At 69.5% G+C, this 12,946-nt stretch carries 13 protein-coding genes; 10 read left to right on the top strand and 3 right to left on the bottom strand.

All coding sequences use genetic code 11. The annotated features are described in order from the left end of the window. Positions 1–111 precede the first annotated feature (111 nt). From ACH4S8_RS43230 to ACH4S8_RS43190, 9 genes are all read left to right on the top strand, one after another. Positions 112–756, top strand: coding sequence for an HAD family hydrolase (locus tag ACH4S8_RS43230; protein ID WP_398404498.1), 645 nt, complete (start codon positions 112–114; stop codon positions 754–756). Between the two features lie 134 nt (positions 757–890). Next, positions 891–1,622 carry a VC0807 family protein gene (locus ACH4S8_RS43225; protein WP_398404496.1) on the top strand — a complete coding sequence of 244 codons (732 nt, stop codon included), beginning with the start codon at positions 891–893 and terminating at the stop codon, positions 1,620–1,622. A 141-nt stretch (positions 1,623–1,763) separates the two neighbouring features. After that, positions 1,764–2,987: an MFS transporter gene (locus ACH4S8_RS43220; RefSeq protein ID WP_398404494.1), complete on the top strand. Its 1,224-nt coding sequence runs from the start codon at positions 1,764–1,766 to the stop codon at positions 2,985–2,987. Continuing rightward, a complete protein-coding gene (locus ACH4S8_RS43215) occupies positions 2,938–4,110 on the top strand; it encodes an acetoin utilization protein AcuC (RefSeq protein ID WP_398404492.1) in 1,173 nt (390 codons plus the stop codon). The genes ACH4S8_RS43220 and ACH4S8_RS43215 overlap by 50 nt, the downstream gene beginning before the upstream one ends. Before the next feature lie 146 nt (positions 4,111–4,256). Continuing rightward, the gene (locus ACH4S8_RS43210; protein WP_398404490.1) at positions 4,257–5,072 is read left to right on the top strand and encodes a phosphatase; all 816 of its coding nucleotides are present in this window, start codon (positions 4,257–4,259) and stop codon (positions 5,070–5,072) included. A gap of 129 nt (positions 5,073–5,201) precedes the next feature. Further along, positions 5,202–5,411, top strand: a complete 210-nt coding sequence (locus ACH4S8_RS43205; RefSeq protein ID WP_093781815.1) for a helix-turn-helix domain-containing protein — start codon at positions 5,202–5,204, stop codon at positions 5,409–5,411. 142 nt (positions 5,412–5,553) lie between these two features. After that, positions 5,554–5,652, top strand: a complete 99-nt coding sequence (locus tag ACH4S8_RS43200) for a 30S ribosomal protein bS22 (protein WP_003948845.1) — start codon at positions 5,554–5,556, stop codon at positions 5,650–5,652. 408 nt (positions 5,653–6,060) lie between these two features. Next, positions 6,061–7,122 carry an NAD-dependent epimerase/dehydratase family protein gene (locus ACH4S8_RS43195; RefSeq protein WP_398404488.1) on the top strand — a complete coding sequence of 354 codons (1,062 nt, stop codon included), beginning with the start codon at positions 6,061–6,063 and terminating at the stop codon, positions 7,120–7,122. 14 nt (positions 7,123–7,136) lie between these two features. Then, positions 7,137–8,189, top strand: a complete 1,053-nt coding sequence (locus ACH4S8_RS43190) for a lysophospholipid acyltransferase family protein (RefSeq protein WP_398404486.1) — start codon at positions 7,137–7,139, stop codon at positions 8,187–8,189. 102 nt (positions 8,190–8,291) lie between these two features. On the opposite strand, the gene ACH4S8_RS43185 is transcribed toward ACH4S8_RS43190, so the two are convergent. From ACH4S8_RS43185 to ACH4S8_RS43175, 3 genes are all read right to left on the bottom strand, one after another. After that, positions 8,292–9,524 (bottom strand): DUF5667 domain-containing protein, encoded by a 1,233-nt coding sequence (locus ACH4S8_RS43185; RefSeq protein WP_398404484.1) that lies wholly within the window; start codon positions 9,522–9,524, stop codon positions 8,292–8,294. 255 nt (positions 9,525–9,779) lie between these two features. Then, positions 9,780–10,550: an ECF subfamily RNA polymerase sigma factor, BldN family gene (locus ACH4S8_RS43180; protein WP_037627370.1), complete on the bottom strand. Its 771-nt coding sequence runs from the start codon at positions 10,548–10,550 to the stop codon at positions 9,780–9,782. A gap of 929 nt (positions 10,551–11,479) precedes the next feature. Further along, a complete protein-coding gene (locus ACH4S8_RS43175) occupies positions 11,480–12,421 on the bottom strand; it encodes an HAD family hydrolase (protein WP_398404481.1) in 942 nt (313 codons plus the stop codon). A gap of 219 nt (positions 12,422–12,640) precedes the next feature. Between ACH4S8_RS43175 and ACH4S8_RS43170 the strand changes: the two genes are divergently transcribed. Next, on the top strand, positions 12,641–12,940 hold the full coding sequence (locus ACH4S8_RS43170) for a glutaredoxin family protein (protein WP_398404479.1): 300 nt from the start codon (positions 12,641–12,643) through the stop codon (positions 12,938–12,940). Positions 12,941–12,946: the final 6 nt, after the last annotated feature.

Raw genomic sequence — 12,946 nt, 5'->3', positions numbered from 1 at the left:
TACTGCAGGGGGGACCCTGTGGGAGAGTAGGACGCCGCCGAACAAATTTTAGAGAAAACCCCCGGACCGGGGATACCGGTCCGGGGGTTTTCTGCGTTTAGGGTCTTTGTCATGCGCTACGACCTGATTATTTTCGACAATGACGGCGTCCTCGTGGACAGCGAGCCGATCTCCAACAGATTGCTGGCCGCCTATCTCACCGAGCTGGGACACCCCACCTCGTACGAGGACTCCCTACGGGACTACATGGGCTCCGCGATGCACCGCATCCACGACCTGGTCCTGGAGCGCACCGGCCGGCGGTTGCCGGACGACTTCGACGACGTGTTCCACGCGCGGGTCTTCGCCGCCTTCGAGCGGGAGTTGAAGCCCGTTCCCGGCGCCGGCCAGGTGCTGGAGAAGCTGGCCGCGGACGGGGTGCCGTACTGCGTGGCCTCCTCCGGCAGTCATGAGCGCATCCGGGTCGGGCACCGGACGACCGGGCTCGACCGGTGGTTCGAGGAGGGGCGGGTCTTCAGCTCGCAGGATGTCGGGCGGGGCAAGCCGGCACCCGATCTGTTCCTCCACGCAGCCGAGCGCATGGGCGTGCGGCCGGAGAAGTGTGCCGTCGTCGAGGACAGTCCCCTGGGTGTCCAGGCGGCCAACGCGGCCGGGATGGACGTGTTCGGGTTCACCGCCATGACACCGGCGGACCGGCTGACCGGTGCCACCCAACTCTTCTCCGACATGGGGGAGTTGGCTGACCTGCTGGTATGACGTCACCCATCGGCGGGCGCTGACATTTGTCATGCGGAGCTCCGGACGATCGTTTCTGTCGGAGGGCGGGGTCCGACCGCGAAGCTGAGTACATCGAAACGGGACGTACACAGTGACGACGGAGGGACCCGATCATGAGCATCACCGCCACCGAGATCAGCGCCGAAGAGACCGTCACCGCTGCCGCGACGGCCGTCACCACGGCCGCACCGGCGCGGACCGCCGGTTCCCGGCCGAGCTTCCTGCCGCTGATCGTGGACGTGGCGGTGCCCGTCGGCTCGTACTACCTGCTCAAGAACGGGCTCGGGATGAGCACGATGGCGGCCCTCGGCTGGAGCAGCGTCGTGCCGGCCGTGCGGACTGTGTGGGGCATGGTGAAGGAGCGCAAGGCCAACGCCCTGGCCGCGCTGATCCTGCTCGTCAACATGGTCGGGCTCGCGCTCAGCCTGGTCGCCGGTGACCCGCGGCTGATGCTGGCGAAGGACAGCGGGGTCAGCAGCGTGATCGGGATCGGTGTCCTGGTGTCCGTGCGGCTCGGACGGCCGATGATGACGCAGGGGATGAAGCCGTTCCTCGTGAAGGGTGACGCGGCGCGGGCCGCGGCCTGGGACCGCCTGTCGGCAGGCTCCGAGGCCTTCCGGAAGGCCGAGCGGACCTTCTCGCTGGTGTGGGGGACGGTCCTGCTCAGCGAGTGCGTCGCGAAGGTCGTGGGCGCCTACACGCTGCCGATCGACACCATGGTCTGGCTCGGCACGGTCGTCACCGTCGCCTCGATGGTCCTCGCCTTCCTGCTCAGCGGCCGCTTCGCCGTCGTCCCGATGGCGAAGATGCTGGAGCACGAGCTCGCCGGCGGGGCGCACAGCTGAACCGCCCCGCCGGGCGGACCCGGACGGGTCCGCCGCGAAGACCTCGACAGTCCCTTCCCACCCCCACCTCCGAAGAGCTGAGCAAAATTCATCTTCGGCTTGATCTACCCACCGGTAAGCCGGGGCCCTACGCTCGCCGCCATGACAGATGTGCTGCGGCGCGGTAGGGCCTCTTTGGCGTTCAGCTTCTTCGCTCAGGGGGCCGCCTTCGCGTTGCTCGTGACGCGTATCCCGGCCATCCAGGACCGCTACGGGATCTCCGACGCGCTCCTGCCGCTGTTCCTGGCGGCCGTCCCGGTCCTCGCCGGACTGGGCAGCGTCACGACCGAGCATCTGGTCAAGCGGATACGTCCCAGCCGCATCCTGCGGTGGTCGCAGCCGGTCGTGCTGCTGGCCCTGCTCGGTGTCGGCGCCGGTGACCAGCTCGCCGAGGTGGCCGTCGCCCTCGGTGCCTTCGGTCTGGCGGTCGGCGGTCTCGACGCCTCGATGAACATGCTCGGGGTCAGTCTGCAGAGGTCGTACGGGCGCAGCATCATGCTCGGTTTCCACGCCGCGTACAGCCTGGGCGGGATCGGGGGCGCCTCGCTCGCGTGGGCCGGGGCGCACTGGCACCTGTCGCTCTTCGTGTCGTATCTGCCGGTCGTGCTGGTGCTGCTGCCGCTGTGTCTGGTGGGCAGCCGGTGGTACGTCGACGGGGGCGCGGACGCGGACGGGAAGGAGGACGCGGCGGCCGGAACGGGTGCCGGTCCCCTCGTCTTCAAGCTGCTGCTGCCGCTGTGTCTGGTGATGACGTTCGCCTACATCGGGGACTCGACCGTCTCCAACTGGAGCGCGAAGTACCTCAAGGACGTGTTGGGCAGCTCGGAGCAGATGGCGACCGTTCCGTACAACGTCTACATGGTGATGACGCTGGTGGGGCGGGCCGTCGGGGACTTCGGTGTGCGGCGGTTCGGGGCCGTGGCGGTGGTGCGGCTGGGTGCCGTGGTCGCCGCGCTCGGGTTCGGTGTGGTCGCCGTCGCGCCGGGAGCCGGGGTGGGCATGCTCGGGTTCACGCTGCTGGGGCTCGGGTTGTGCGTGGTCGTGCCGCAGACCTTCGCGGCCGCCGGAAGGCTCTTCCCGGGGGCGTCGGACACGGCGATCGCGCGGCTGAACATCTTCAACTACGTCGGGTTCCTGATCGGGTCCCCGTTGGTGGGCGCGCTGGGTGACGCGTGGAACTACCGAGCGGCCATGCTCGTACCGATGGTGCTGGTGCTGGCGATCCTCGGGTACGCCCGTTCGTTCGATCCTCAACCGGACCGATACGGTGACGTGCATGAGCGGCCGCGCACAGCTGATGTGGGACGAGGCAGTAACGGGGTATGACTTCGGTCCGGACCATCCGATGGATCCGGTCCGGCTCCGGCTGACCCGGGGACTCGTCGACGCCTTCGGGCTCGACCGTGACGTCGACGTCGTCGCGGCGAAACCCGCCGGGGATTCGACCCTGCGGCTGGTGCACCGCGAGGACTACGTGGCGGCCGTGAAGGCCGCGTCCGCCGATCCCGCGTCGGCCGACCAGGCGTACGGCCTCGGAACGATGGACGATCCCGCGTTCGCCGGGATGCACGAGGTGTCGGCGATGATCGCCGGGCAGTCGGTGGGGGCCGCGGAGGCCGTGTGGCGGGGGGAGGCGCTGCACGCGGTGAACTTCGCCGGCGGGCTGCATCACGCGATGCCCGGCAGTGCCTCCGGGTTCTGCGTCTACAACGACGCGGCGCTCGCCGTCGCCCGGCTGCTGGAGCTGGGTACCGAGCGGGTCGCGTACATCGATGTCGACGTGCACCACGGCGACGGTGTCCAGGCGGCGTTCTGGGAGGACCCGCGGGTCCTGACGATCTCGCTGCACGAGCATCCGCGGACGCTGTTCCCGCAGACCGGGTGGCCCGAGGAGACCGGGGCGGACAGCGCGGAGGGCACGGCCGTCAACGTGGCGTTGCCCGCGGGCACCGGTGACGCGGGCTGGCTGCGGGCCTTCCACTCCGTGGTGCCGGAGCTGATCGCCGACTTCCGGCCGCAGGTGCTGGTCACCCAGCACGGCGCGGACACCCACTTCGAGGACCCGCTCGCGCACCTCGCCGTCTCGCTCGACGCGCAGCGGGCCGTGCAGGTCGCCTGTCACGACCTGGCGCACACGTACGCCGACGGACGCTGGGTCGCGCTGGGCGGCGGCGGATACGCGGTGGTGGAGGTGGTGCCGCGCTCGTGGACGCATCTCGTCGCCGTGGCGGCCGGCCGTCCCGTGGAACCCGAGACGGTGATCCCGGAGAGCTGGCGGCAGCAGGTCTTCGCCCGCACACGGCAGCTGGCGCCGATGCGGATGACGGACGGACGCTGGCCGGTGTCCTGGAAGGAGTGGGAGTCGGGGTACGACCCGGCGGACCGTCTCGACCAGGCGATCGTGGCCACCCGCAAGGCCGTGTTCCCGCTGCGGGGGATGCTCCCGTAGGTCCGGTCGCCCCGCCCGCCCGCCCCGTATCCCCGTCCCGTGCCGTCCTGTCCTGCCCCGGCTCCGGAAGGGACCATTAGGCCAACTGCGGGGCATATTCGGCATTTCGTGCATCCGGTGCCGGTCGATGCGTCAGCATCGCTGACGTGTTGAGCACCGGTGCCCTGCGCGCCCATCTCCTGGCCGCCCGGCTGGCCGGACCCGTGGCCACGTCACGCGAGGAGAGCCTGCGCAGCTACCGGCTCTTCGCCGCCCGCGACCCCCGGCTGATGCTCGGACTTGATCCCGAATGGACGTGGTGCCAGCGGGATGTGATCGCGTTGATGGCCGACAAATGCGGAGTCTCGGCCGATCCGTCCGACACTTCGGGGCATGATGTGATCGACCCGGAGCGGACCCTGGCGGCCCTCGACGCCTTCGCGGAACGGCTCGGTGAAGTCGCCCGCCGTCGTCGCCCCGTGCTTCTCGGCACCGGTCACCCGCACCGGCTGATCGGTTTCTACGCCGCACTCGCGGACGCCCTGTCGGCGGCTGGATGTGCCGTCCTCACCCCCGCGCAGGGTAGCTCTATCGACATAACGACCCGGTTCGGTCTACGCACGTACAACCTCGACTACGTACAAGGTGTCGCGCTGGTGCGCGAACCCGAGGGGGGAGCCGCCGGTCGCACGACCGGCGCACACACCCATTCACCCCTGCCGGTCCGGACCGTCCTGGCGGCCGCCGCGGAGGGCGGAGGGCCCCTCCCGGAGCTGGTCATCGGGGATCACGGATGGGTCTGCGGTGCAGGTCAGCTGGGGTTCGAGGCCATCGGTCTGGCAGATACGGACGATCCCGCGCTGTTTGTGGGAGAGGCAGAGGGGCGGGTGTCCGTCGTCGTTCCGGTTGATGACGCTGTGCGGTCTGATTACTACCGACCGCTTACTCGCTATGTACTCAATCGAGCGTGTCTGTCACCGTAGGGGGCCGATGGCATCCCCTCTTCCCCACTCGCATCACACGCCCCTACATTGGGGAGTGAGTGCGCAACGACGAAGAGTCACCGGAAGGGGAAGCCGGTGGCCGTCGAGTGCGGAAGGTTCAGGTGTGACATGGCTGCAGGCGAGAGGCCTCTGAACGAGGTTCAGTTCCTTACCGTGGCGGAAGTCGCCTCGGTGATGCGAGTGTCGAAGATGACCGTGTACCGCTTGGTGCACAGCGGTCATCTGCCGGCGATCCGGGTGGGGAGGTCCTTCCGGGTGCCGGAGCAAGCGGTTCACGAGTACCTCCGCGAGAGCTATGTGGGGGTGGAGACCGCCTGACGGCGTTCCGGGAGACCGTTCGCGATCTCCCGGAAACACCTCGATTACGACCTCAGCCCTCGGGCGGGTAGGCTGGCCCCTCATAGGTCGTGTGGGCCCATGCAGCCCAGCACCGAGTAAAGAGAAGTGAGCGAGGGTAGTCGTGGGCTCTGTTATCAAGAAGCGGCGCAAGCGGATGGCGAAGAAGAAGCACCGCAAGCTGCTCAAGCGCACTCGCGTTCAGCGTCGCAACAAGAAGTAAGCGACGCGCGGAAACGCGTACTGTGGCCTCTCACCGGCTGGTGGGGGGCCACAGGCGTACCCGGCACCCGAAAGCCGCCCAAAGGGGCGTCAGCGGGTCGTCGGAGGGTCGGCGGAGGAGCCGGACGGGAATTCCGCGGGCCGGGGGTGCGTCGAAGCCCCCGGTACGACGTCGGTGGCCGAAAGGGTTCCCCCGAATAGCCGCTCGACCGTCGAACATCTTCGGCCATGTGTGCCGCGCACGTCTGTGGGCCGAATGGCTGGGTCTGGCCGCACGTCCATGGCTGTCGTCACTTCGTGCATCGGGCGGTCATCACAGCGCAACATCAACCCGCTAAGTTGGCCGCACACGGGGAACCCGGCAGGTACGAGCGGAGCTACGTCCAGTTCTGGAAGGAAGGCGCTGATCTTGGGGAAGGTCGTGCTCGTGACCGGGGTGGCCCGGCAGCTGGGGGGCCGGTTCGTACGACGGATCCAGCGTGACCCGCAGGTGGACCGGGTGATCGCCGTGGACGCGGTGCCGCCCGAGCACCACATCGGCGGCGCCGACTTCGTGCAGGCCGACATCCGGCAGCCCACCATCGCCCGGGTGCTCGCCGAGTACTCCGTCGACACGGTCGTCCACATGGACGTGACGGGCACACCGCTGGGCTCCGGCAGCCGGACCTCGGTCAAGGAGACCAACGTCATCGGCACCATGCAGCTGCTCGGCGCCTGCCAGAAGTCCCCGACGGTCAAGCGGCTCGTCGTGAAGTCCAGCACGAACGTCTACGGTTCGGCGCCGCGCGACCCCGCCGTCTTCACCGAGACCACCTCGCCCAAGTCGCTGCCCAGCGGCGGCTTCGCCAAGGACACGACCGAGGTCGAGGGCTACGTACGCGGCTTCGCGCGCCGCAGGCCCGATGTCGCCGTCTGCGTGCTGCGGTTCGCCAACATCCTCGGCCCGAGCGCGGATTCTCCGCTCGCCTCGTACTTCTCGCTGCCGGTGCTGCCGACGGTGTTCGGCTACGACCCGCGGCTGCAGTTCGTCCATGAGAGCGACGTCATCGAGGTCCTGCGGCTCGCCGCGCACGAGCCGCGGCGGGGCACGCTCAACAGCGGCACGTTCAACATCGCCGGCGACGGTGTGCTGCTGCTCTCGCAGTGCGCGCGGCGGCTGGGCCGGCCCACGGTCCCCCTGCTGCTGCCGGCCCTCAGCTGGGCCGGTACGGCCGTGCGTACCCTGGGGGTGACGGACTTCTCGCCGGAGCAGCTGCGGCTGCTCACGCACGGCAGGGTGGTCGCGACGGTCCAGATGCGCGAAACCCTGGGCTACGAGCCGAAGTACACGACGGCGGAGACCTTCGCGGACTTCGCCCAGAGCAGGGGTCCCGGACTCCTGCCCCCGGAGGCCCTTGCGGGGGCCGTGGACAAGATCGCCGCACTGTCTGTTCCGGGCGGCGGCCACCCCCCGACGCAGAGCGCCAACTGAGGAGCGCATCAACGATGGCGGACGCCAAGGTCATTCCGTTCGACGACGACCGCTCGCGCGGGGCTGCGGTGCAGCGCCCGGCGAGGCGCAGGGCCGCGGGGAGCCGGCGCAAGGGTGAGCCTGCGGTCGTCCGCGAGGTCCAGCCCATGCCCGGGCGGACCCTCCCGCAGGATGATGTTCCCGTGACGCAGGAGGAACAGCCGCCCGAGCAGCACCGGCAGGGCGGCACGAGCCTGGAGCAGCGCATCGCGGGGGGCCTGTCCTTCCTGCGCCGCAGGCTCACGGGCGACTACGAGATCGACGAGTTCGGGTACGACCGGGAGCTGACCGACCAGGTCCTGATGTCACTGATCCGGCCGGTGTACGAGAAGTACTTCCGCGTCGAGGTGAAGGGCGTCGAGAACATCCCGTCCGAGGGCGGCGCCCTGATCGTCGCCAACCACTCGGGCACCCTTCCGCTGGACGGCCTGATGATGCAGGTCGCCGTGCACGACAACCATCCCGCGAACCGTCATCTGCGCCTGCTCGCCGCCGACCTGGTGTTCATGCTGCCGGTCGTCAACGAGCTGGCCCGCAAGGCCGGTCACACCCTGGCCTGCGCGGAGGACGCCGAGCGGCTGCTGGAGCGCGGTGAACTGGTCGGTGTGATGCCGGAGGGCTTCAAGGGCATCGGCAAGCCGTTCAGCGAGCGCTACAAGCTCCAGCGGTTCGGCCGCGGCGGGTTCGTCTCGACGGCGCTGCGCGCGGGCACCCCGATCATTCCGTGCTCGATCGTCGGGGCGGAGGAGATCTACCCGATGATCGGCAACGCGAAGACCCTCGCGCGGTTGCTGGGGTTCCCGTACTTCCCGATCACGCCGACCTTCCCGTGGCTGGGCCCGCTCGGCGCGATCCCGCTGCCCACCAAGTGGACGATCCAGTTCGGCGAGCCGATCCGCACGGACGGCTATCCGCCGGAGGCGGCCGACGACCCGATGCTGATGTTCAACCTGACCGACCAGGTCAGGGAGCAGATCCAGCACACCCTGTACAAGCTGCTGGTGCAGCGCAGGTCCGTTTTCTTCTGATCATGCAGTTACGATTCTGTTGATCATGTCCTGATATGCCTGTACGCAGATGGGGCGCCCTCCCTGAGGAAGGCGCCCCATCTGCGTGTCGCGGTGGCCCGGTCAGTCGCTGTTCTGCGTGTCGATGCCGAGGCCCGGCAGGAGACCGGGGAGCAGCGGTGGCAGGGTGACGTCGGGCGCGCTCGTCGCGCTGCTCTTGCTGCCCGAGCTGGACGACGGGGAGGAGCTGGTGTCGTCCTGCGGCGGGTCGAGCAGGCCGCCGGTGCTGCCGCCGAGCAGGCCGTCGCCGCTGCTGCCCGAGCTGGACGGCTTGGGCTTGCCGCTGCTGTGGCTCGCGCCCGCCGAGCCGCTGCTGGCGCTGGGCGCCGGAGTATCCGTACCCGGCGAGCCGGCGGTCTCCTCGCTCTTGCCCCGGTGACGGCCGGTGCCTTCGGGGGCGGGCGTCCTGGGCAGCAGCGAGCGCAGCGGGTCGACCTCTTCGTCTATGGCCTCGAAGACCGACGAGACCTGGTCACTGACATCACCGAGCTGCACGGGCAGCCGGTCGCGCAGTGCTCCCCAGGCCTTGCGGTGCGACTGGGAGAACGCGGACAGGGTCTGGATGGGGCCCAGCGAGCCGTCCCGCTCGTACGCCTCGTGCAGCAGCCGGTGGCCTTCGGAGGCGTCGTGCTGCATGCCGGACAGAGTGCGGCGGATCTCGCCCAGGGACTCGTGGTCGAGGTGCCCCGAACGACCCCGCTCCATCAGCCGGCGGGCTTCGTTCAGGCGGTTCGAGGCCTGGTCGAGATAGAGCTCGCCCCGGTCGCTGTCGCCGTGGGCCAGGCCCAGCCTGATGTCCTCCATGCCGCGCTTGAGCCCGTAGAGCGAGTCACCGGGCAGGGCGTCGGAGCTCGCGGCGGCCACACCGCCGAAGGCTCCGGCGGCCACACCGACGGTGAGCCCGCCCGCGGCGAGTCCCTTGGACAGCCGGGACCGGGGCCGCAGCTTCCCCAGTCCGGTCGCCCGGTGCGAGCCCTTGGCCCGATGGGACCGCGGTCCGGGCAGAGCACTGCCCGCATCCTCGCCTCCGGCGGCGGTGCCTTCCAGCAGCATGGCCTCCATCGCGGCGACGAGCTGGGCTCGCTGCACGATCTTGACCTCGGGATCCAGCTCCGGTTCGGGCAGCTCGCCGAGACCGGTGGCGAGGGCCAACAGCAGCCCTTGCTCGGTCTGTTCCGCAGCAGCCCGGGACGGTGCCGACCCATCGGGCTGCTCGGCCGCCGTGCCCTGGTCGATCTCCTCCAGGGCCTGGGCGAAGGCGTTCGCCCGCCGGTGTGCCGAGACGTTCGCGATCACTGGCGGCACCTCCTCTCGTCATGACGGTCGACTCCCCAGGGGGTCCTGAGGGTTGCACCCCCTGGCCGTGCCCACACGATCGGGTGATCGGTGCCGGCCAGGGCGTGACCACAGGGAGCCTGTATCCCGCACAACGAGCGTCACGGCACCTTGGTTACGGACGACAGACGTGCGGACCGTGAAGTCAACAGACTTTTACAGAAGGTGAGTTGGGTGTCGCTGAGCGTGTGGGGCCCGCTGTGGCCGAAGGCGGGCTCAGCGGACGTCGTCGGGCAGGAGCCGGGCCAGCGTGCGGACGGCCCGGTACTGGAGGGTCTTGATGGCACCCTCGTTCTTGCCCATCACCCGGGCGGTCTCGGCGACCGAGAGCCCCTGGAGGAAGCGGAGTGTCACGCACTCCTGCTGCTGGGGGTTGAGCCGGCGCACCGCGTCGAGCAGCGCGGCGTTCGACAGGGACTCCAGGACGGAGTCCTCGGGGGAGCGCTCGACCTCGTTGGCGTCGAGCATCTCGCCGGTGGTCACTTCCAGCCGGAAGCGGCTGGACTTGAAATGGTCGGCCACCAGGTTCCGGGCGATGGTCACGAGCCAGGCGCCGAAGTCACGCCCCTGCCAGGTGAAGGTGCCGATCCGGCGCAGCGCCCGCAGAAAGGTCTCACTGGTGAGGTCCTCGGCGGTCGCCTTGCCTCCCACTCGGTAGTAGATGTAGCGGTACACGGTGTCGCTGTACTGGTCGTAGAGCCGTCCGAAGGCGTCGGCCTCGCCGGCCTGGGCGCGCTCCACGAGATCCATCATCCGGGCGCTGTCACTGTCCGCGGCCGGACGGCGTGCGGTGGTGGCCGAGCCTGAGCGGCCCCGCCTGCCGACCGCCGCGTTGCCGTCGGCCAGGGCATAGCAAGGTCCGACGGGCGCGGGGAGGGCGAAGGCGGGGACGGCGTACGCGGTGGGGACGAAGCCGCGCAGACGGTCCAGGACCGTTGCGCGCAGCGTAGCCAGGCCCGAGGCGTCAACCCCGACGTGTGAGTACACGGGACTCCCAGAGGCAGAGCTTCCATCACGTGCAGTGCGGGACCTTTCACCCGTCGTAGCGACGGAGGGGTACCGGTTTGCGTTTGAGGAGAATAACGCTTCGTACAGGCAGCACTACACCCAGTTGCTAAAATCATCGATTACGACGGCTTTGGCACGGATCGGTGCCTGTTCAAGTGCTGCGCGATGACCGCTTGTTGACCGGATCAGTTCACGTTCCGTCTGAGTGCAGAGCGTGTTGTGCTCGCCTGCGGAACGCGCGACTGAGTCGCCGATGACGTGGGTAGGACCATGTGATTGCCCCCACGGCCGACGGCCTCACCCCAGGTCCGGACAGGTTTTCGCCCCCTCCGCCCCTACCCGTCCCGTACCCGGGGCTCCGCCCCGGACCCCGCTCCTCGAACGCCGGAGGGGTTGAAAACTCGTCCCGCGCCCGAAAGCGGGCCGGAGGTGCCGAAATTTCCCGGCCGGGGCGGGAATTTCCCCCCGGCGGGAACGAAAACCGGGCAGGAAAACACCGCACACCCACAGCGACCGCCCGGCACCACGATGAACCCACAACGCCCGGCACCACGACGCACCCACAACGCCCGGCCACCACGACGAACCCGCAGGGGGTCGGCCCGCACCACGACGCACCCGCAGCGGTCGGCCACCACGACGCACCCGCAGCGGCCGACCGGCCACCCCGATGCACCCGCAGCCGGGTACGCGCGGGAGGGGCCGTGCCGGTACATCAGATGCCCGCAGGCCGGACGGATCGGAACCCGCGTCCATGTCTCGACGCCGGTGGGATCCGTTCGGATGCGGGCGGATGTACCGGCGCGGCCCCGACCCACCCACCAGCCGGCACCGCGAACGTCAGCGGAAAGGCAGCGTCAGCGGAAAGGCGGCGTCAGCGGAAAGGCGGCGTCAGCGGAAAGGCGGCGTCAGCGCCGGCGCCGGTGCAGCGCGATCGCCGCGGCCGTGCCGCCGGCCACCGCGCCGACCCCGGCCGCGGCGGGAATCCCGACCTTCGCGGCCTTGCGCGCGGTGCGGTAGTCCCGCAGCCGCCAGTCGAAGTCCCGCGCGTGCTTGCGCAGTTTCGAGTCCGGGTTGATCGCGTACGGATGCCCGACCAGCGAGAGCATCGGAATGTCGTTGTGCGAGTCGCTGTACGCGGCGCAGCGGGACAGGTCCAGGTTCTCCGCGGACGCCAGCGCCCGCACGGCCTCCGCCTTCGCCGGACCGTGCAGCGGCTCGCCGACGAGCTTTCCGGTGTAGATCCCGTCCATCGACTCCGCGACGGTACCGAGGGCACCCGTGAGCCCGAGCCGCCGCGCGATCACCGTGGCGATCTCCACCGGTGCCGCCGTGACGAGCCACACCTTCTGCCCGGCGTCCAGGTGCGCCTGGGCGAGCGCGCGGGTCCCGGGCCAGATCCGCTCGGCCATGTACTCGTCGTAGATCTCCTCGCCGATCGACATCAGCTCGGAGACCCGGTGGCCCTTGACGATCGACAGCGCGGAGTCACGCGCTTCCTGCATGTGCTCGGGGTCCTCGACGCCGGCCAGCCGGAACCACGCCTGCTGCCAGGCGAACTTCGCGAGGTCGCGGGTCTCGAAGAACTTCCGCTTGTACAGCCCGCGTCCGAAGTGGAAGAGGGCAGCACCTTGCATCACGGTGTTGTCGAGGTCGAAGAACGCGGCGGCCCTGTCGTCGCCGAGCACCGGGAAGTCGGGTTCCTCCACGGCGTCCGGTGGTGCCAGTTCTTCCAGTTCTTCCAGTTCCTGCGAGGACTTGCGCGCTGCCTCCGCCGAGGCCTCGCCTGCCAACACGCTCCGCGCGGTGGCGGAGCGCCTACGGGGAGTGAGCCATCCGAGAGCGGCCATGTCGTGAGCATAGCCAGTCTGTTCGGCGCTTCCGGAGTCGACAGGATTCGGTGCTGTGAACTCTCCGCGGCCATGCCGTTAAACGAGTGGCCCGAAGTCCCGCCGAAGCCTCTTCGACGTGCCGCACCCGCGGCGCGTCGGACCTGAGAGGGGCCTCGCGCGAGGCCCGCCACCGCGTGATGCCCCGGCGGTGCCCGCCGGGGCCTTGGGGGCGGGAGAATGGCGCGTATGAGCCCCATCTTCCGGCGCAGCGACCGCCGTACGGAGAGCAAGGAGCCCGGGGAGCACCTGGTCACACTGATCAGGAAGCCCGGGTGCCATCTGTGTGATGACGCACAGGAAGTGATCGAGAAGGTCTGCGGCGATCTCGGGGTCCCCTGGGAGGGGAAGGACATCACCGAGGACGAGGAGCTGCACCGCCAGTACTGGGAGCAGATCCCGGTCGTGCTGGTGGACGGGGCCCAGCACACGTTCTGGCGTGTGAACGAGGAGCGCCTTCGCAAAGCCCTCGCGCGGTGAGCGGGG

The sequence above is a fragment of the Streptomyces sp. NPDC021080 genome, assembly GCF_044333225.1.
In the GTDB taxonomy this organism is placed as follows: domain Bacteria; phylum Actinomycetota; class Actinomycetes; order Streptomycetales; family Streptomycetaceae; genus Streptomyces.
The sequence above is the reverse complement of the archived record's forward strand: the minus strand, read 5'-3'. Positions and strand labels throughout refer to the sequence as shown.